The organism is Lysobacter sp. GCM10012299, assembly GCF_042649405.1.
GTDB lineage: Bacteria > Pseudomonadota > Gammaproteobacteria > Xanthomonadales > Xanthomonadaceae > Lysobacter_J.
Genome location: NZ_JBHRZC010000001.1, coordinates 237,023 through 256,362 on the forward strand (window position 1 = coordinate 237,023; position 19,340 = coordinate 256,362).

The 19,340-nt window shown below is 67.4% G+C and carries 17 protein-coding genes; 9 read left to right on the forward strand and 8 right to left on the reverse strand.

The genetic code is table 11. From position 1 onward, the window contains the following. Positions 1 to 28 precede the first annotated feature (28 nt). Positions 29 to 568, forward strand: coding sequence for a lactoylglutathione lyase (gloA, locus tag ACFOPO_RS01190; protein ID WP_386700091.1), 540 nt, complete (start codon positions 29 to 31; stop codon positions 566 to 568). Between the two features lie 493 nt (positions 569 to 1,061). Here the strand turns inward: gloA and otsA are convergent, their stop codons facing one another. Genes otsA through otsB form a run of 3 tightly spaced genes read right to left on the reverse strand, consistent with a single transcriptional unit; the run spans position 1,062 to position 5,008 of the window. Further along, positions 1,062 to 2,429, reverse strand: a complete 1,368-nt coding sequence (otsA, locus tag ACFOPO_RS01195; RefSeq protein ID WP_386700093.1) for an alpha,alpha-trehalose-phosphate synthase (UDP-forming) — start codon at positions 2,427 to 2,429, stop codon at positions 1,062 to 1,064. A gap of 13 nt (positions 2,430 to 2,442) precedes the next feature. After that, a complete protein-coding gene (locus ACFOPO_RS01200; protein ID WP_386700095.1) occupies positions 2,443 to 4,239 on the reverse strand; it encodes a glycoside hydrolase family 15 protein in 1,797 nt (598 codons plus the stop codon). Between the two features lie 25 nt (positions 4,240 to 4,264). Continuing rightward, positions 4,265 to 5,008, reverse strand: coding sequence for a trehalose-phosphatase (gene otsB, locus ACFOPO_RS01205; protein ID WP_386700097.1), 744 nt, complete (start codon positions 5,006 to 5,008; stop codon positions 4,265 to 4,267). Between the two features lie 145 nt (positions 5,009 to 5,153). Between otsB and clpB the strand changes: the two genes are divergently transcribed. Further along, positions 5,154 to 7,739 (forward strand): ATP-dependent chaperone ClpB, encoded by a 2,586-nt coding sequence (gene clpB / locus ACFOPO_RS01210; RefSeq protein ID WP_386700099.1) that lies wholly within the window; start codon positions 5,154 to 5,156, stop codon positions 7,737 to 7,739. Here the strand turns inward: clpB and ACFOPO_RS01215 are convergent. Together ACFOPO_RS01215 and ybaL are read right to left on the reverse strand one after the other, a co-directional pair. Next, positions 7,678 to 8,472, reverse strand: coding sequence for a hypothetical protein (locus ACFOPO_RS01215; protein WP_386700101.1), 795 nt, complete (start codon positions 8,470 to 8,472; stop codon positions 7,678 to 7,680). The two genes, clpB and ACFOPO_RS01215, sit on opposite strands and share 62 nt — an antisense overlap. Positions 8,473 to 8,553: 81 nt before the next feature. Then, on the reverse strand, positions 8,554 to 10,242 hold the full coding sequence (gene ybaL, locus ACFOPO_RS01220) for a YbaL family putative K(+) efflux transporter (protein ID WP_386700103.1): 1,689 nt from the start codon (positions 10,240 to 10,242) through the stop codon (positions 8,554 to 8,556). A 200-nt stretch (positions 10,243 to 10,442) separates the two neighbouring features. Here ybaL and ACFOPO_RS01225 point away from each other — a divergent pair, with 200 nt between their 5' ends. Next, on the forward strand, positions 10,443 to 12,308 hold the full coding sequence (locus ACFOPO_RS01225) for an ABC-F family ATP-binding cassette domain-containing protein (protein WP_386700105.1): 1,866 nt from the start codon (positions 10,443 to 10,445) through the stop codon (positions 12,306 to 12,308). 130 nt (positions 12,309 to 12,438) lie between these two features. On the opposite strand, the gene ACFOPO_RS01230 is transcribed toward ACFOPO_RS01225, so the two are convergent. After that, entirely contained in the window at positions 12,439 to 13,335 is an 897-nt protein-coding gene (locus ACFOPO_RS01230; protein WP_386700107.1) for a PhzF family phenazine biosynthesis isomerase, read from the reverse strand. A gap of 177 nt (positions 13,336 to 13,512) precedes the next feature. Here ACFOPO_RS01230 and ACFOPO_RS01235 point away from each other — a divergent pair, with 177 nt between their 5' ends. After that, positions 13,513 to 13,830, forward strand: a complete 318-nt coding sequence (locus ACFOPO_RS01235) for an FmdB family zinc ribbon protein (protein ID WP_386700109.1) — start codon at positions 13,513 to 13,515, stop codon at positions 13,828 to 13,830. A 21-nt stretch (positions 13,831 to 13,851) separates the two neighbouring features. Here ACFOPO_RS01235 and ACFOPO_RS01240 read toward each other — a convergent pair whose 3' ends face one another. Both ACFOPO_RS01240 and ACFOPO_RS01245 read right to left on the reverse strand, forming a co-directional pair. Next, positions 13,852 to 14,259 carry a DUF3011 domain-containing protein gene (locus ACFOPO_RS01240; protein ID WP_386700110.1) on the reverse strand — a complete coding sequence of 136 codons (408 nt, stop codon included), beginning with the start codon at positions 14,257 to 14,259 and terminating at the stop codon, positions 13,852 to 13,854. A gap of 54 nt (positions 14,260 to 14,313) precedes the next feature. Further along, positions 14,314 to 15,015, reverse strand: coding sequence for a DUF3011 domain-containing protein (locus tag ACFOPO_RS01245; RefSeq protein ID WP_386700112.1), 702 nt, complete (start codon positions 15,013 to 15,015; stop codon positions 14,314 to 14,316). 128 nt (positions 15,016 to 15,143) lie between these two features. Here ACFOPO_RS01245 and aspS point away from each other — a divergent pair, with 128 nt between their 5' ends. From aspS to ACFOPO_RS01270, 5 genes are all read left to right on the forward strand, one after another. Next, a complete protein-coding gene (gene aspS / locus ACFOPO_RS01250; protein WP_386700114.1) occupies positions 15,144 to 16,943 on the forward strand; it encodes an aspartate--tRNA ligase in 1,800 nt (599 codons plus the stop codon). Positions 16,944 to 16,948: 5 nt separating this feature from the next. Further along, a complete protein-coding gene (locus tag ACFOPO_RS01255) occupies positions 16,949 to 17,239 on the forward strand; it encodes a DNA primase (RefSeq protein ID WP_386700116.1) in 291 nt (96 codons plus the stop codon). 2 nt (positions 17,240 to 17,241) lie between these two features. Then, complete coding sequence (locus ACFOPO_RS01260; RefSeq protein ID WP_386700117.1) at positions 17,242 to 17,754, forward strand: GNAT family N-acetyltransferase; 513 nt, start codon at positions 17,242 to 17,244, stop codon at positions 17,752 to 17,754. Between the two features lie 159 nt (positions 17,755 to 17,913). Continuing rightward, complete coding sequence (locus ACFOPO_RS01265) at positions 17,914 to 18,528, forward strand: esterase/lipase family protein (protein ID WP_386700119.1); 615 nt, start codon at positions 17,914 to 17,916, stop codon at positions 18,526 to 18,528. A gap of 83 nt (positions 18,529 to 18,611) precedes the next feature. Continuing rightward, positions 18,612 to 19,340 carry a YebC/PmpR family DNA-binding transcriptional regulator gene (locus ACFOPO_RS01270; RefSeq protein ID WP_386700122.1) on the forward strand — a complete coding sequence of 243 codons (729 nt, stop codon included), beginning with the start codon at positions 18,612 to 18,614 and terminating at the stop codon, positions 19,338 to 19,340.

Here is a 19,340-nt window from a genome sequence, read left to right on the forward strand (position 1 = left end):
TCGAGCATCCCCCGAAACGAGTACGACGATGTCCCTGCAAGACGAGCTCAATGCCATTCCCGGCGTCAGCGCCGCGCGCGACGCGGCCACCCGGCAGTTCGTGTTCAACCACACGATGCTGCGCGTCAAGGACATCGCCCGCTCGCTGGATTTCTACACGCGCGTGCTCGGCTTCACGCTGGTGCGCCGGCGCGATTTCGCCGAAGCGAAGTTCAGCCTGTACTTCCTGGTGCTGGTGGATGACCCGGCGCAGATCCCGGCCGAGGAGCCGGCACGCGGGCAATGGCTGCTGAGCCAGCGCGGTGTGCTCGAACTGACCCACAACCACGGCACGGAAGACGATGCCGGCTTCGCCTACCACGACGGCAACAGCGAGCCGCGCGGCTTCGGCCACATCTGCGTGTCGGTGCCGGATGTCGAAGCGGCCTGCGAGCGCTTCGAGCAGCTCGGCGTGGCCTTCCAGAAACGCCTGACCGACGGACGGATGAAGGACATCGCCTTCATCAAGGATCCGGACGGCTACTGGGTGGAGATATTGCAGCCGACGGCGCGAGTCCAGGAGTACTGACCGCGCCAGCTGCAGCCTACGTTCAATCAAGCGGTTCGCTGGGAAGTGCGGTGTGGAATGCCTTCAGACAAGGGGCGCCTCAGCTGCGAGGCTGCATATCCACACCCTTCTCAAGGACATCACGTGAAAAGCGACTCTGTACTTCGGGACTGGTTCTCCAAGGTAGTGCCGTTGGCCTTCGCCGTCATGTCGACTTCGGGCATGGCTCAGGATGGCCCAGATCACCAGAACGGGATCGATTGGATCTTGATTGAGCAGGACGCCAACGAGAACGTGCCGCACTGGGTGCGACCTGACCACGTGGCCTGCATTGCGATCGATCCAGTCACGGGTGAAGTCCTTCTGTGCCCGGCCAGTGGATCGAGGCCCGAAAAGTCCAGGCCACGATTCAAGCCGCCATTCGAGCATGCGCCAGCGCAACGCCCCTGACATGTGACATCAAGTCAATCGGGCCCCTCGGCCCGATTGGCTTCAGAATGGCCGCCCCGGAGATTTATCCATTCGCGAGCGCATTCAAGTAGCTGCGTCGCCATGCGGTGACATCGTGTGCCTTCAGCAGGGTCATCATCGACTGCCATCGCTCGCGCCGCTCGTGCAGCGGCATCGCAACCGCGGCAGCGATGGCATCGGCGACGCCGTCGAGGTCATAGGGGTTCACCAGCAGCGCGGTGTCGAGTTCACGCGCGGCACCGGCGAAGGTCGACAGCACCAGCACGCCCGGATCCTCGGGGTTCTGCGCGGCGACGAATTCCTTGGCGACCAGGTTCATGCCATCGCGCAACGGCGTGACCAGGCCGACCCGGGCGATGCGGTAGAAGCCGGTCAGTGACGGGTGCGGGTAGTTGCGATTGACGTAGCGCACCGGCGTCCAGTCCGGCTCGGCGTGGGCGCCGTTGATGTGTCCGGCCAGCTGCTCCAGTTCGCTGCGCAGTTGCTGGTACTCGACCACCTCGCCGCGGGATACCGGCGCGATCTGCAGGTAGGTCAGCCGGCCGCGGTGCTCGGGGTAGCGCTTGAGGAAGCAGCCGAAGGCGCGGAAGCGCTCTGGCAGGCCCTTGGAGTAATCCAGCCGGTCCACGCCTATCGCCAGCGCCCGCCCTGACAGGCTCGCCGCCAGCCGTCGTACTCCCGGCTTGTTCACTGCGACCGCGGCCTGGCTGGCGATGTGCCCGGTGTCGATGCTGATCGGGAACGCGCCGGCGCGCAGGCGGCGTCCGTGCTCGGTTTCGAGGATGCCGTTCTCGATCACGCGGCCGCGGCCGAACAGGCGCACGTAGTCCTGGAAGCGTTCCAGGTCGCGTCCGGTCTGGAAGCCGATCAGGTCGTACGACGACAGCCCCTCGAACAGGCGCTGGTGCTGCGGCAGCGCCGCCAGCAGGTCCGACGAGGGCATCGGCACGTGCAGGAAGAATCCCAGCCGGCAGCGCACGCCCAGCTCGCGCAGGAGCTTGGCCATCGGGATCAGGTGGTAGTCGTGCACCCAGACCAGGTCGTCGTCGCGCAGCAGTGGCGCCAGCTTCTCGGCGAACAGTGCGTTGACCCGGCGATAGGCGGCGTACGTGGCGCGGCTGTAGTCGACCAGGTCGACGCGGAAATGCAGCAGCGGCCACAACGTACGGTTGGCGAAGCCGTTGTAGTAGTCGTCGTGGTCGCGCCTGGACAGGTCGACGGTGACGTAGCGGATGTTGCCGCGCTCGACTTCGTGGGTCTTGCCCGACTGCTCGGCGTCGATCTTGCCGCTCCAGCCGAACCAGAGGCCGCCGGTCTCTTCCAGCGCGGCCTGCAGGGCGACGGCGAGACCGCCGGCGCTGTCCACGCCGGGCAGGGCGACACGGTTGGAGACCACGACCAGCCGGCTCATCAAACGGATCCCGTCATGCCGCGTCCTGCCAGGGCCTCGACAGGCGCATTGCCGCATTGATCAGGCCGACATGCGAGTACGTCTGCGGGAAATTTCCCCAGGCCTCGCCACCGCCGAACTCCAGGTCCTCCGACAGCAGGCCGAGCGGGTTGCGCCGCGCCAGGATCCGCTCGAACAGCGAACGCGCTTCCTCGTACCGGCCGATCGACGCCAACGCGTCGATGTACCAGAACGTGCAGATCGTGAAGCTGGTTTCGGGCGAGCCGAAGTCGTCCGGTGCGACATAGCGGAACAACGCGTCACCGCGCCGCAGTCCCTTGCCGATCGCCTCCACCGTGCGGACGAAGCGCGGATCGTCGGCTTTGATGAAGCCCAGGTCGGCCAACAGCAGCAGTGACGCATCCAGGCGGTTGCCGTCGAGGGCTTCGACGAAATGGCCCAGCTCGGAGTTGTAGGCGTGCTCGGTGATGCGCGCATGCATCTCGTCGGCGCGCTCGCGCCAGAACTTGCATTGCGGCGCCAGGTTCAGGTGCACCGCGATCCTGGCCAGGCGATCACACGCGGCCCAGCACATCACGCTGGAGTAGGTATGCACTTCGGCGCGCCCGCGGAACTCCCACAGCCCCGCATCGGGCTGGTCGTGCAGTTTGTAGGCCAGCTCGCCCAGCGGTTCGATGCGGGCGAAGATGGCGGCATCGCCCACGCGCGTCAGGCGCTGGTCGAAGAACAACTGCGTCGCCGCGAGCACGACGCTGCCGTAGACATCGTGCTGCGCCTGCAGCCACGCCAGGTTGCCGCGGCGCACCGGTCCCATGCCGCGATAGCCGGCCAGTGACGTCACTTCCGACTCGGCCAGTTCGCGCTCGAAGCCGATGCCATACAGCGGTTGCAGGGCACCGTCGTTGGACGCGACGTTGGCGACGTAGCGCAGGTAATCCTCCATGCTGCGCGTGGCGCCGAGTCGGTTGAGCGCGCGGACCACGAACGCCGAATCGCGCAGCCAGCAGTAGCGGTAGTCCCAGTTGCGCACCGTGTTGGCCGCCTCCGGGATCGAGGTGGTCATCGCCGCCACGATCGCGCCGGTTTCCTCGTACTGACACAGCTTCAACGTGATCGCGCTGCGGATCACCGGGTCCTGCCATTCCAGCGGGATCGACAGGTAGCGCACCCAGTCGCGCCAGTAGGCGATGGTCTTTTCCTCCGACTGGCGGACGAAGGTCGCCACCGGTTGCGTCAGCGTTTCATCGGGGCCCAGCACCAGGTGCAGGTCGCGATCGAGCACGAACGGCAGGCTGTCGCGGATCAGGCGCACCGGCACGTCGCTGGTCAGTCGCAGCGTGAAGTCGGGGATCAGGTAGCGGATATGGTTGCTGCCCCAGGTGGTTTCGGGCTTGCTGGCGCCGTAGTCGGCGAGCGGACGCAGGCGGATGCGGATGCGCGGCAGGCCTGCCAACGGGCGGACATGGCGCAGCAGCATCACCGGTCGATAGAAGCGCTCGTTCTGGTGCCAGCGCGGGGCGAAGTCGATGATCTCGATGGCGCCGCCCTTGGTGTCGCGCAGGACGGTGCGGATCACCGCGGTGTTGATCAGGTACTCCTGCTCGGAAGAGGCGAAATCCTCCAGTTCGATCGCGTAGTCGCCGCCCTCGTGCTGCCGCGGCGACAGCAGGGCGCAGAAAGTGGGGTCGCCGTCGAATGCGGGAACGCAGCCCCAGACGATGCGGGCGCGGGCGTCGATGAGGGCGGCGATGCTGCCGTTGCCGATGATGCCCAGGTCGAGGCTGGTCTGGAGGTCTGAAACTGAAGTCATTCCTGCTCCGGTGTGGGAATGGATGTCAGGCAATGGAGTCGTCCAGCCACGCGCGCACCGCGGCCGGGTCGTGCAACCCGTAGCGCGCGGCGCTGGGCTGGCGCGCGCCGACCAGCACGCCGTATCCGCCGTGGCAGTTCACCGCGCAGAAGCCATGTTCGTCGGTGAGGTCGTCGCCGACGAACACCGGCCGGCGACCGTGGAATGGCGGCAATGCCAGCAGGTCGAGCACCGCGGCACCCTTGTTGGCACCATCGGGACGCAACTCGATGACGCGATTGCCCGGTTGCAGGTGATACCCAGGCAGGTCGATCAGTGCAGAGGTGGCGAATTCGTGCAGGGGCTCTTCGGCGGCCGGGGCGCCACGCCAGTGCAGTGCCAAGCCAACGCCCTTGTCCTCGATGCGGGCGCCGGCGTACTTGGCGGCCAGCGCCCGCGCCGAGGCGAGCACGCCATCGAGTGCCGGCGCGCGAGGAAGCTGGCGGACGTGGCCGTCGTCGCGCCGTTCCAGCCCATGCAGGCCGACGGCGGGAAGGTGCAGCGGCGCGAACAGCTGATCGAGCTGGGCCAGGTTGCGGCCGCTGACGAGCGCCAGCGCGCCGTCGAGGCGGCCGTGCAGGATCGCCAGGGTGTCGATCAGGCCGGGTTCGACCGTGACGTCACCGGGAGCGTCGGCGAAATCGAGCAGGGTGCCGTCGACGTCGAGGAACAGGGCCCAGTCGGGCGCGACCGCCGGAGGGAGCGGCAGGTGGGGGTGCCGGGAACTCATACACGCCATTGTGAACAAGCGCATGTAAGCATCAGGTGGACGCGCCGCCACACGCTTGAATCAAGCCTGATCGGACCGCATCTGATGGGCATTGCGGCCGCGCAGATCGATGCGGCTGCCCAGATATCGAGAGGGAAACCCTTCCATGCGAATGGACAAACTGACATCGCGTTTCCAGCAGGCGCTGGCCGACGCGCAATCGCTGGCGGTCGGGCGCGACCACAGCGTGATCGAACCCGTGCATCTGCTGACGGCCTTGCTTGACCAGAGCGGCGGCAGCACGCGACCGCTGCTGGCGCAGGCCGGCGTCAACGTGCCGCTGCTGCGCGAACGCCTCGGCGAGGCGCTGGAGAAGCTGCCCAAGGTCAGCGGCCAGGCCGGCAACATCAGTGTCGGCAACGACCTGGCGCGGCTGCTCAACGTCACCGACAAGCTGGCCCAGCAGCGCGGCGATGCCTTCATCGCCAGCGAACTGCTGCTGCTGGCCGCGCTCGATGACGGCGGCGAAGCCGGTCGCGCGCTCAAGGCGGCCGGTGCGAACAAACCCAAGCTCGAAGCGGCCATCGAAAAACTGCGTGGAGGCGAGACCGTGCAATCGGAAAATGCCGAGGACCAGCGCCAGGCGCTGGAGAAGTACACGATCGACCTCACCGCCCGCGCCGAGAGCGGCAAGCTCGACCCGGTGATCGGCCGCGATGAGGAGATCCGCCGCACGGTGCAGGTGCTGCAGCGCCGGACCAAGAACAACCCGGTGCTGATCGGCGAACCAGGCGTGGGCAAGACCGCGATCGTGGAAGGGCTGGCCCAGCGCATCATCAATGGCGAAGTGCCGGAGGGCCTGCGCGGCAAGCGCGTGCTCAGCCTCGACATGGGCGCGCTGATCGCCGGCGCCAAGTTCCGCGGCGAGTTCGAGGAGCGGTTGAAGGCCGTGCTCAACGACCTGTCGAAGAACGAAGGCCAGATCATCCTCTTCATCGACGAACTGCACACCATGGTCGGCGCCGGCAAGGCCGAGGGCGCGATGGACGCGGGCAACATGCTCAAGCCCGCGCTGGCCCGCGGCGAGCTGCACTGCATCGGCGCGACCACGCTCAACGAGTACCGCCAGTTCATCGAGAAGGACGCTGCGCTCGAACGCCGCTTCCAGAAGGTGTTCGTTGGCGAACCGACCGTCGAGGACACCATCGCCATCCTGCGTGGCCTCAAGGAGCGCTACGCGGTGCATCACGGTGTCGAGATCACCGATCCGGCGATCGTCGCCGCGGCGACGCTGTCGCACCGCTACATCAGCGACCGCCAGCTGCCGGACAAGGCCATCGACCTGATGGACGAGGCGGCCTCGCGCATCCGCATGGAGATCGACTCCAAGCCCGAGGAGCTCGACCGCAAGGAGCGCCGTCTGATCCAACTCAAGATCCAGCGCGAGGCGCTGAAGAAGGAGAAGGACGCCGAGTCGAAAAAGCGCCTGTCCGACCTCGAGGAAGAGATCGGCAGGCTCGAGCGCGAGTTCAACGACCTGGAAGAAGTGTGGAAGGCCGAGAAGGCCATGCTGCAGGGCGCCACCCGCATCAAGGAGCAGATCGAGCAGGCCAAGCTCGACCTCGAGGCCGCGCAGCGCCGCCAGGATTTCACCGCGATGAGCGAGATCCAGTACGGCCGCTTGCCGGAGCTCGAGAAGCAGCTCAAGGCCGCTCAGGAAGCCGAGACCAAGGGCTTCACGCTGCTGCAGGACAAGGTCACCGCCGAGGAGATCGCCCAGGTGGTTTCGCGCTGGACCGGCATCCCGGTGGCGAAGATGCTCGAAGGCGAGCGCGAGAAGCTGCTGCGCATGGAAGAGCACCTGCACACGCGCGTGGTCGGCCAGGACGAGGCGATCAAGGTCGTGTCCGACGCGGTGCGGCGTTCGCGCGCGGGCCTGTCGGATCCGAACCGTCCCAGTGGTTCGTTCCTGTTCCTGGGCCCGACCGGCGTGGGCAAGACCGAGCTGTGCAAGGCGCTGGCCGAATTCCTGTTCGACTCCACCGATGCGATGGTGCGCATCGACATGAGCGAGTTCATGGAGAAGCACTCGGTCAGCCGCCTGGTCGGCGCGCCTCCGGGTTACGTCGGCTATGAAGAAGGCGGCTATCTGACCGAGGCCGTGCGTCGCCGTCCCTACAGCGTGATCCTGCTCGACGAGGTCGAGAAGGCGCACCCGGACGTGTTCAACATCCTGCTGCAGGTGCTCGACGACGGTCGCCTCACCGACGGCCAGGGCCGCACGGTGGATTTCCGCAACACGGTGATCGTGATGACCAGCAACCTGGGCTCGCACCAGATCCAGGAACTTGCAGGCGACGGCTCGGCCGAGGCCTACACGCAGATGAAGGCGGCGGTGATGGGCGTGGTGCAGGCGCACTTCCGCCCGGAGTTCATCAACCGGCTCGACGACATCGTCGTGTTCCATCCGCTCGACAAGGCGCAGATCCGCCAGATCGCGCGCTTCCAGATCGGCGGCCTGGAGAAGCGCATGGGCGAGCGCGGGCTGGGGCTGGAGCTGACCGACAACGCGCTGAACCTGCTGGGCAACGTCGGCTTCGATCCGGTTTACGGCGCAAGGCCGCTCAAGCGTGCCATCCAGCAGCAGCTCGAGAATCCGCTGGCGCAGAAAATCCTCGCCGGCGAATTCGTCAGCGGCGATACCGTGAAGGTGGATGCCGCGGGTGGACAGCTGACCTTCGTGAAGGCCTGAAGATCGAACCCCTCTCCCGCATGCGGGAGAGGGGCAGGGGTGAGGGCCTGTGTCCCAGCAGGACCTGCCAGAAATACCCGCTCTGGAATGCGATCAGCAGGCACACCAGCGTCGCCATCTCGCCATTGAGGGTGAAGTCGCCGATCAGCAGCACGACCACGATGGCCAGTGGTCCGATCATCAGCGCCCGCTTGCAGGCTTCGACGTGCAGGCGATGGTGCTTGCCTTCGAAGGCTTGGCGCATGGCGATGCCGAGCACGACGAACGCGGCCGACAGCATCAGGATCCAGCCACCACCGTGCCAGGGCAGGCCGTCAGCGCTGCCTGACGCCGCGGGCCGGTCGCCCGCGATCGCTTGCGAGATGACTGAGAAGCCGCCGAAGGCGGTGTGTGGCGGCGACATGTCGGTCGCGCCCAGATACGCCCAGCCGCTGATGCCGCCATCGAACTGCACGCGCAGCCACGTGCGCGTGCCGATGCCGAACTGCCCGACCTTGCGCGTCTGGCAGACGTGGATCTCGGATCCGGCGGGCAGGATGGCGATCACGTCGCCCAGGCGCCATCCGGCGCGGGTCGACAGCGTGGGCAGGCTGCTGTGGACGCTGGTTTCGATGACGGTATGCGCCACCAGACCGCATTGCGCACTGGCCAGCGATGGCAGGCAAGCAAGCAAGAGAACCAGCAACGGCGCGACGATTCCCGTGCAAAGCCTGTTCATGCCGATTTCGCCCATCAACCGCGGTGCCACGGCATCCGTTGTATGGGGCTACGCAATACAGCGGGCGCGTCGGCCACCGCGCTGCCGTTGCAGCCCTCAGGCAGGCGCGGCAGGCGGCAGGTGGCGCTCGCCGCGATACTGCGGCGTCGCCATCACCATCTCGGCCAGGCTGTGGGCCAGTTCGCGCTCGGCCAGTACAGCCGCATCGGCGCCGTGTTCGAGCAGGTGCTTGACCTCGGTGTCGCTGTGCGCGCGCGCCACGATCGTCAGCGCCGGATTCATTTCGCGCAGCTTGGCGATGATCTCGCCGGCCTCCAGCGCGTTGGGGATCGCCACCATCACCATGGTCGCGCGCTCCGGTGCGGCTTCGCGCAAGACGCGCTCGTTGGCGGCATTGCCGCGGATCGCCGGCAGGCCGGCCGCGCGCGCCTTGTTGACCAGGTCTTCCTCGTCGTCGATGACGACGATCTCGACGCCACGCTCGGTCAGCAGGCGGGTCAGTTCGCTGCCGACGCGGCCGTAGCCGATCTCGATCACGTGGTTGCTCAGGCCCGGGCGGATCGGCGGCGAGATGTGCTCTTCCGGTTCCGGTGCGCGGTTGGCGGCCTCGCGCGCTTCGCGTCGGTCGAGCCAGGCGAACAGCAGCGGATTGACGATGATCGACAGCAGCGCGCCCGCCAGCACCAGGTCCTGGCCTTCGCTGGGCAGGATTTCCAGCTGCAGCCCGAGGCCGGCGAGGATGAAGGAGAACTCGCCGATCTGCGCCAGGCTGGCCGAGATCAGCAATGCGGTCGAGTTGGGTTTGCCGAACGCCCGGACGATGGCATAGGCCGCCAGCGACTTGCCGATGACGATGATCAGGAAGGTCGCGAACACCTCCATCGGACGCTGCAGCAGGATCATCGGATCGAACAGCATGCCGACCGAGACGAAGAACAGCACCGCGAAGGCATCGCGCAGCGGCAGGGTTTCGGTCGCGGCCTGGTGGCTGAACTCCGATTCGTTGAGCAGCATGCCGGCGAAGAACGCGCCCAGTGCGAACGACACGCCGAACATCGCCGCCGAACCGAACGCCACGCCCAGCGCGATCGCCAGCACGCACAGCGTGAACAACTCGCGCGAGCCGGTGCCGGCCACGCGCTCGAGGATCCACGGGATCACGCGGCGACCGACGATCAGCATCACCGCGACGAACGCGCCGACCTTGGCAAACGTCTTGAACAGCGCCGTCCACACCTGCACCGCATCGCCGGCTTCGCCCTTGAGCACGCCCGCCAGCGCGGGCAGCAGCACCAGTGCGAGCACCATCGCCAGGTCCTCGACGATCAGCCAGCCCACCGCGATGCGGCCGCGCCCGGTTTCCACCAGGCGCCGTTCTTCCAGTGCGCGCAGCAGCACCACGGTGCTGGCGACCGACAGCGACAGGCCGAATACGATGCCGGCGCCGTGCGACCAGCCCAGGAAACGCGCCAGGCCCCAGCCGAGCACCGTCGCCAGGGTGATCTGCGCGACCGCGCCGGGCAGGGCGATCGCCTTGACCGCCATCAGGTCGCGCATCGAGAAGTGCAGGCCGACGCCGAACATCAGCAGGATCACGCCGATCTCGGCCAACTGCGGCGCCAAGGTCTGATCCCCGACGAATCCAGGCGTGAACGGTCCGGCGATCACGCCGGCCAACAGATAGCCCACCAGAGGCGACAGCCGCAGGCGTTGCGCCAGCGAGCCAAAGATGAACGCCAGCACGAAGCCGGCCACGAGGATTGCGATCAGGGACGTATGGTGCATCGAGTATCCGTGTGTTGAGAGCCCGTTTGCGGTCTGCCGTTCAGGATGTGGGCCCGAGTCCGGTGATGCAACCCGTGTCCCGCGCGGGCGGGGCCGGTCGCCAGATTGCGCCAAGGCATGTCAATCGCGGGTCAGGAACGTGGGTCAGGGCTGGCAAACCGCTAGACTAGTGGGGTTTCGAGCCTCCTTCTGGTCCCCCCGTGATTTCCTTCCGTAATTTCGCCCTCCGCCGGGGCGAGCGCCTGCTGTTGTCCAACGTCGACCTGGCCCTGCATGCCGGCTGGCGCGTGGGCGTGATCGGCCGCAACGGCACCGGCAAGTCGTCGTTGTTCGCCGCGATCCAGGGCCATGTCGAAGCCGACAAGGGCGATATCGACGTACCCACCCGCGTCCGCATCGCCAGCGTTGCCCAGGAAACCCCGGCGCTCGACGAACCGGCGCTCGATTTCGTGTTGTCCGGCGATGCCCTGGTGCACGCGGCGATCGTCGCCGAGCGCGAAGCGGTCGAGCGCGAGGACTGGGAAGCCGTCGCCGAAGCGCATCACCGCCTGGAAGAACTCAACGGCTACGACGCCACCGCGCGCGCCGGCAAGCTGCTGCACGGCCTGGGCTTCTCGCCCGACACGCACGAGCGCGCGGTCAAGGAATTCTCCGGCGGCTGGCGCGTGCGCCTGAACCTGGCGCGCGCGCTGATGACGCCGTCGGACCTGCTGCTGCTCGACGAACCGACCAACCACCTCGACCTCGACGCGGTGTTGTGGCTGGAACAGTGGCTGCTCAAGTACCCGGGCACGCTGCTGCTGATCTCGCACGACCGCGAGTTCCTCGACGAGATCACCACCCACACGCTGCATCTGCACGACGGCAAGGGCAAGCTCTACACCGGCGACTACACCGCCTTCGAGCGCCAGCGCGCCGAACACCTGCGCCTGCAGCAGATCACCCACGAAAAGGTGCAGGCCGAGCGCGCCCACCTGCAGAGCTTCATCGACCGCTTCAGCGCCAGCGCGGCCAAGGCCAAGCAGGCGCAGTCGCGGGTCAAGCGCCTGGCGAAGATGGCCGACACCGAGGCGGTGCGCGTGGAGCGCGCGCTGCGGATCGAATTCCCGGCGCCGGCGAAGCTGCCGCACGCGCTGCTGCGCGTGACGCATGCCGATTGCGGCTATGGCGACCACACCGTGCTGCACCAGATCGGCTTCATCCTCGAAGCCGGCGACCGCGTCGCGCTGCTCGGCCCCAATGGTGCCGGCAAGTCGACGCTGGTGAAGTCGCTGGTCGGCGAATTGCCGCTGCTCAGCGGCGAGCGCGGCGGCCATCCCGACCTGCGCATCGGCTACTTCGCCCAGCACACGGTGGAGTCGCTGCGCGAAGGCACCACCGCGATCGACCATCTGGCCGACATCGCCCCTGGCGTGGCCACGCAGCAGTTGCGCGACTTCCTCGGCAAGTGGAACTTCCCTGGCGATCGCGCGTTCGAGAAGGTCGATGTGTTCTCCGGTGGCGAACGTGCACGTCTTGCGCTGGCGCTGATCGCCTGGCGCAAGCCGAACGTGCTGCTGCTCGACGAACCGACCAACCACCTCGACCTCGACATGCGTGAGGCCCTGGCCGAAGCGCTGAGCATCTTCGAAGGCGCGATCGTGATGGTCAGCCATGACCGCCACCTGATCGGCCTGGTCTGCGACACGTTCTGGCGCGTCGCCGACGGTGTTGCGCAACCGTTCGACGGCGATCTCGATGCCTACGCAGTTTGGCTGCGCACGCGCGACAGCAGCAACGACGGCAAGGTGCCGGCCAAGGTGGCTGCGGCCGCAGCGGCGCCGGTGCCGGCGGCCAAGCCGGCCGCCAAGGCACCCAAGGCCAACGCCCACAAGCTCGCGCAGGCCGAAGCGCGCGTGGCCGAGCTGGAATCCAAGCTGCACACGCTCGACATGGACCTGGCCGATCCGGACCAGTACGCCGGCGGCGGCACCGATGCGGCCGAACTGGCCAAGCGTCGCGAGCAGGTGGCGGCGGAGCTGGCGAAGGCGGAAGAGGCGCTGCTGCGGTTGTACGAGGGCGGCTGAGCCCCGTCCCCTCTCCCTGGCCGCGTTCGCGGCCTGTCCCTCTCCCACAAGGGGAGAGGGTCTTGAGTTTCCTTCTCCCCTTGCGGGAGAAGGTGCCCGAAGGGCGGAAGAGGGGGGGCTTTGATCTGCCTTACTGCACGCGCTCGCCCAGCACCGCCTGCCCCTCGATCGCAACGCCCACCGGCTCGCCCGAGTCGACCTGCACGCTGACGTCGACGAAACCGCCACGTCCCGCACCGGTCTGCTGGCGTCCGCGGAAGCGCACCTCATCGCTGTCGAACGCTATCAACCGGTGACGAACCAGATACGCACCGAGCGGCCCGTTGGCGTTGCCGGTGACGGGATCTTCATCCACGCCGATCCCTGGCGCGAACATTCGACCGTGCGTGTAGGCATCACAACTGGCATCGGTGTCCAGGGTGAAAACGAAGTAACCCTTGCTGCCGACATGCGTCTCGAGCTGCGCAAGGCGGGCCATGTCCGGCTTCAGCTCGCGCAGGCACTGAAGGCGCTTGATCGGGATCAGCAGCTTGCCGTGACCGGTGCTGACGAACTGCACCGGACCGCGTGAATCGAGCTCGTCGACATCCAGGCCAATCGCGCCGGCGACTTCCTGCACCAGCTCCGACGACAAGGGCGGTGCAAACGTCGGCGGATTCTGTTGGATGCGTACGGCGATGGAGCCATCATCCGTGCGCGCGGTCGTCACCGTCTGCACGCCGGCCCCCGTCAGTTGCCGGCGCACACCTGGCGCGGCACCTTCGAGCGCCAGGGCAAAATGTGCGCCGACGGTGGCATGGCCGCACACGGGCACTTCCGTCGTCGGCGTGAAATAGCGGATGTGGAGATCGTGATCGTCGCCGTTCGGCGGCAGCACGAACGCCGTTTCGGAGTGCCCGAGCCGATGCGCGATGGCCAGCATGCCGGCATCGTCCAAGCCGGTGGCATGGGTGACCACGCCTGCAGGATTGCCCTGGCCCTGCTGGGTGGTGAACGCATCGATCCGGTAGATACGCAACGGGTCCATGGCGCGCCTCGGGAGTGGGGACGCGGAGTGTATGACCTGCCGGCTTGCGCCGGACACCGCGGGCGAGGCCACTCACCCGCCCGGCGAGGCCGCCCAGCGCGCCTCGCGGCGATCGGATGCTTGAAAAGCCCGCCGTTGCCTCCAGAATGCCGGCCTGTCTTCGTGATGCGTCGTGACATGCCGATCTATGCCTTCGAGTGCGCCGCCTGCGGCCACGCCTTTGACCGCCTGCAGAAGCTGTCTGAGGCCGACCCCACGCAGTGCCCGGTCTGCGGCGAGCCGCACGTGCGCCGCCAGCTGACCGCGCCGCAGTTCCGCCTTGCCGGCGGCGGCTGGTACGAGACCGACTTCAAGAAGGACGGCGACAAGAAGCGCAACCTCGCCGGCGAGGGCTCGTCCTCCTCGGGCGGAGGCGACAGCAAGCCGGCCGAGAGCAAGCCCGCCGAGAAGAAAGTCGAGAAGAAGGCCGACCCGGCCCCGCCCAGCAAAAGCTGAGCAGTCCCCGGGGTCCGCCGTCTAGGTGGGGTTGCTACGCACAAACACCGCGTCGCAGCCCGATCCGACCCAGACGGCACCCTCGCGCCAGCCCCAGTTCCGGTGCTCGACGCAGCGGGTGCCGTTTATCTCGCGCGACAGTTCTACCGGCCCGTGGAACGGCGTCCGGCATTCCCGATAGCTCCGGCCGTCGCTACGGCACATGACCGCATGCTTCGAGGCCGGGTAGGGCAGGGTCGCCGGATCGGGCAGGGACACGGATTGCGCAGGATTGGCATCCACCAGGGTCAGGCCGACCCGCATCTCTGCACTGGCGCTGGCAGACAGCGTGGCACCGGATGGCAGGGCGGCCGAGTGTGTCGCAAGCGCAGGGGCCAACAGCCAGGCCAGGCCCAGAAAACGGAACGTCCGCTTGGTCGCTGTCGCCATGGCGCCTGGCTCCTCGATGGCATCTTCTATAGGCGCACGCGCGTGGACGTAGTGTCAGTAGCCAAAGCGCGCGCTGCAGCCCTGGCTCACCCAGACCGCGCTGCCGGTGAAGCCCCAGGTACGGCCCTGCACGCAGGGTTGGCTGGACAGCTGCTGCAGCAACCGCGGCGTGCGGGTTCCCGGCCACTGGCAGGCCTTGGGGCGGGTGTCGACGCTGCTGCACACCACCAATGGCGTGCTCGGCATCGGCTCGGTCGGCTGCATGGCGCCAAGGGCGACGAACTCTGCCCGGCAGTCGCGGCCCACGTAGACCTGGCCATTCTGCGATTGCCAGGTCTGGCCTTCGATGCACGGCTGGCTGCCCGTGGATTCCCGCAGCAGGCGCGACGGACCCTGCCAGGGCACGCGGCAGATGCGCGGCTGGTGGTTGAAGCTTTCGCAGGTCACGCTCTGGCCAGCCGGTCCGTCCGGCGGGGGCGGCAGGGTATTTCCCAGCGACTGGGCGATGTCGGCCTTGATCTGGCTGAAACGCCAGTCCGAGCGGTTGACCTGGTCGAGGTAGAACTGCAGCTGGTCGTCCGGGATCCGGTGGCCGTGGGACTGGTCTTCGTACTCCATGCTGATGACCCGGACCTGGTCCTCGTAGGACAGGCTGCGCAGGTCTTCGGGCGCATGGAGGCGTTGCTGGGCAGGCATCGGGAGGGCCAGCAGCGCCAGGCACAGCACCAGCAGCCAGCGCATGGTCGGGTGATTCATGCAACCTCCGGGGGCGAAATGGCCACGACGGCCATGTCCGCTGCGATCCGCGGGCAAGTAACCCGCCGCTGCCGTTAAAATGACGTGTTGTCCGGCCTTGGGCCGGAGCCAAGTAACCCGGAGCCCCCATGCGTACCCATTTTTGCGGCCTCATCGATGAGGCCCTGATCGGACAGACCGTCACTTTGTGCGGCTGGGCCGACGTTGCCCGTAACCTCGGCGGCCTGTGCTTCATCGACCTGCGCGACCACGAAGGCATCGTCCAGATCGTGGCCGAGCCGACCCAGGATCCGGCGCTGGGTGCGGGCGAGGTCAATGCCGCGGTGATCGCGGCGGCGGCCCAGGTGGGCTACGAAGACTGCCTGCGCATCACCGGCGTGGTGCGCAAGCGCGAATCGGTCAACGCCAAGATCCGCACCGGCCAGGTCGAAATCGTCGCGACGAAGATCGAGCTGCTCAACAAGGCCGAGCCGCTGCCGTTCCACGCGCACGAGAACCCGGGCGAGGACATCCGCCTGCAGTACCGCTACCTCGACCTGCGCACCCCGGAGATGCAGCGCAAGATGCGCACCCGCATCAAGCTGGTGCAGGCCCTGCGTCGCTACCTCGACGAGCGCGGCTTCCAGGACATCGAAACGCCGATCCTGACCAAGGCCACGCCGGAAGGCGCGCGCGACTTCCTGGTGCCGGCGCGCATGCACCACGGCGAGTTCTACGCGTTGCCGCAGTCGCCGCAGCTGTTCAAGCAGATCCTGATGATGGCCGGCTTCGACCGGTACTACCAGATCGCGCGCTGCTTCCGCGACGAGGCCCTGCGTGCCGACCGCCAGCTCGAGTTCACCCAGCTCGACATGGAGTTCGCGTGGGTGTCCGAGCGCGACGTGCAGGACCTCACCGAGGAAATGATCCGTTCGGTGTTCCGCGAAGTGATGGGCGTCGAGCTGGTTGCGCAGTTCCCGCGCATGACCTACGCCGAGGCGATGCGTCGCTACGGTTCGGACAAGCCGGACCTGCGCATCGCGATGGAGTTCACCGACATCGCCGAGCTGGTGAAGAACTGCGAGTTCAAGGTCTTCACCGACTGGGCCAACCACGAAGACGGCCGCGTGGTCGCGCTACGCGTTCCGGGCGCGGCGACGCTCAGCCGCAAGCAGATCGACGACTACGGCGCGCACGCGGCCAAGCACGGCGCCAAGGGCCTGGCGTGGATGAAGGTGGAGGACGCCGGCAAGGGCCGTGAAGGCGTCAACTCACCCATCGCCAAGTTCCTCGACGACGCCACGCTGGCGGCGATCCTGTCCGCCACCGGCGCGCAGACCGGCGATGCGATCTTCTTCGGTGCCGCCACGTACAAGTCGGCCAGCGATTTCATGGGCGCGCTGCGCCTGAAGCTGGGCAAGGACCTGGGCATGGTCGCCGACACCTGGGCGCCGCTGTGGGTGACCGACTTCCCGATGTTCGAGTGGGACGAGGAAGAGAACCGCTACGTCGCCCTGCATCACCCGTTCACCGCACCGGCGGTCGACTCGATCTCCGACCTGCGCGCGAATGCGAAGACGGCGGTGTCGCGCGGCTACGACATGGTGCTCAACGGCAACGAGATCGGCGGCGGTTCGATCCGCATCCACAACTCGGCGATGCAGTCGGCGGTGTTCGAGCTGCTCGGCATCGGCGCGGAAGAGGCCGAAGGCAAGTTCGGCTTCCTGCTCGACGCGCTCAAGTACGGCGCGCCGCCGCACGGTGGCATCGCCTTCGGCATCGACCGCATCGCCGCGCTGATGGCCGGCACCGAGTCGATCCGTGACGTCATCGCGTTCCCGAAGACCACGACCGCGCAGTGCCTGATGACCGGCGCGCCGTCGCCGGTGCCGGACGCGCAGCTGGCGGAAGTGCACATTCAAGTTCGTCCGAAGAAAGAAGGGAAGTAATCGCAATGTCGGAAGTTGAAGTGGAGCAGGCGCTGGAGTTGGAGTGGGAAGCGCTGGTCGATGCCGGTTCGGCCGCCGGTGCCGGGCTGGTGACCGAGCGCGCGCAGGTGTTCGGCGGTTGGCTGGTGCGCACGCGCACTGCCGCTGGGCAGCTGTCGATGACTTTCGTTGCCGACGGCCAGTTCCGTTGGGACGGTGAGGACTTCGGCGACGAGGACTACGAGGAAGAAGACGAGGACGCCGAGGAAGACGAGGAGTCCGACGAGGAAGAGGAAGAGGACGAAGAGGAAGCCTGACCGTGGCGATCATTCGCCGTGCCACCGTGGCCGACGCGGAAACCGTGTCGGCCCTGGCCGCGCAGACCTTCACCGAGACCTTCGGGCACCAGTACCCGGAGGCCGACCTGCAGTTCTTCCTGCACGACAGCTATGCGGTCGACAAGCAGAAGGTGATCCTTGGCCATCCCGACTACGCGGTGTGGCTGCTGGAAGTGGAGGGCAGGGCCGTCGGCCACGCGGCGGCGGGCCCCTGCGGCTTGCCGCATGCCGAGGTGGCCGCTGGCGACGGCGAGCTCAAGCGCCTGTACGTGCTGGGCGAGCACCAGAACGGCGGCTGGGGTGCGCGGCTGTTCGAGACCGCGCAGGAATGGCTGCTGCGCGACGGTCCGCGGACGCTGTGGATCGGTGTCTGGAGCGAGAACCTGGGGGCGCAGCGGTTCTACGCGCGTTACGGGTTCGAGCGGGTGGGGGACTACGACTTCATCGTCGGCGGTACCCGCGACCACGAATACATCCTGCGCCGGTCTGCGTAGCGACCCCTCTCCCTGGCCGCATTCGCGGCCTGTCCCTCTCCCACAAGGGGAGAGGGCAAAGCGTGGTTCCTTCTCCCCTCGTGGGAGAAGGTGCCCGAAGGGCGGAAGAGGGGGGCTCTTGCAGTTGCTTTAAGGCAAACGACCTCCATCAAGGTCCCCATGCCCACCAACCGCGTCATCCTCCTCCACGGCCTCTGGATGCCCCGCCTGTCGATGCACTGGCTGGCCCAGCGGCTGCGCGAGGCCGGCTTTGCCCCCGAGTTCTTCGGCTATGCCACCGTCGCCGGCGGTCCGGACGCGGCGATCCCGCGCCTGGCCGAGCACCTGCAGCGGGCGCCGGCTCATGTGGTGGCCCACAGCCTCGGCGGGCTGGTCTCGCTGACCACGCTGGAGCGCCACCCCTCGGTACCGGTCGAGCGCGTCGTCTGCCTGGGCTCGCCGCTGTGCGGCAGCGCCGCCGCCAGCGGGCTGGCCGGCTACGCCTGGACCGCGCCGACACTGGGCCGCAGCGCGTCGCTGCTGCGCCAGGGCTGCGCGCCGTGGTCGGGCAAGGCCGAAGTCGGGATGGTCGCCGGCCGCACCTCGCTGGGGCTGGGCAAGTACTTCGGTCGCTTCCAGGAAGAGAACGACGGCACCGTGTCGGTCGCCGAAACCCGGCTTGCCGGCCTGGCCGACCACACCGTGGTCGACAGCAGCCACACCGGCCTGGTCTATTCCCGCCAGGTCGCCGGGCTGGTCGCCGCCTTCCTGCGCAATGGCCGCTTCGCCTCCTGAGCCGGCGAACTGCGACGAGCGGCACGCACCGCCCAATCGAGTAAAATCGCCGCTTCGCCAAAGCAACAGCCTGGAACAAGTTCATGGGTAGAGGTCCCTCGATCGAGGCCCGCAAGAACGCGGTGGACGCGCAGCGCGGCAAGATCTTCACCAAGATCATTCGTGAGATCGGCGTCGCCGCCCGCTCCGGTGGCGGCGACCCGTCGGGCAATCCGCGCCTGCGCGCGGCCGTCGACAAGGGCCTGTCGGTGAACATGTCCAAGGACGTGATCGAGCGCGCCATCAAGAAGGCCACCGGCGAACTCGAAGGCGTGGTCTACGAAGAGATCCGCTACGAGGGCTATGCCCCCGGCGGCGTCGCCGTCATCGTCGACTGCCTGACCGACAACAAGGTCCGCACCGTCGCCGACGTGCGCCATGCCTTCGGCAAGTTCGGCGGCAACCTCGGCACCGACGGCTCGGTGTCCTTCATGTTCAGGAAGGTCGGCGTGCTGTCGTTCGCCGCCGGTGCCAGCGAAGACCAGGTCACCGAGCTGGCGATCGATGCCGGCGCCGACGACGTGGTCGTCTACGACGACGGCGCGATCGACGTCGTCACCACGCCGGATGCATTCGCGACCGTAAAGGCCGCCATGGAAGCCGGCGGCCTCAAGGCCGACATCGCCGAAGTGACGATGCGCGCCGACAACGACATCGCCGTCAGCGGCGAGACCGGGCAGCAGGTGGTCAAGCTGCTGCGCTGGCTCGAAGACATGGACGATGTCCAGAGCGTCTACTCCAATGCCGAACTCGGCGAGGATGCCTACGCCTGA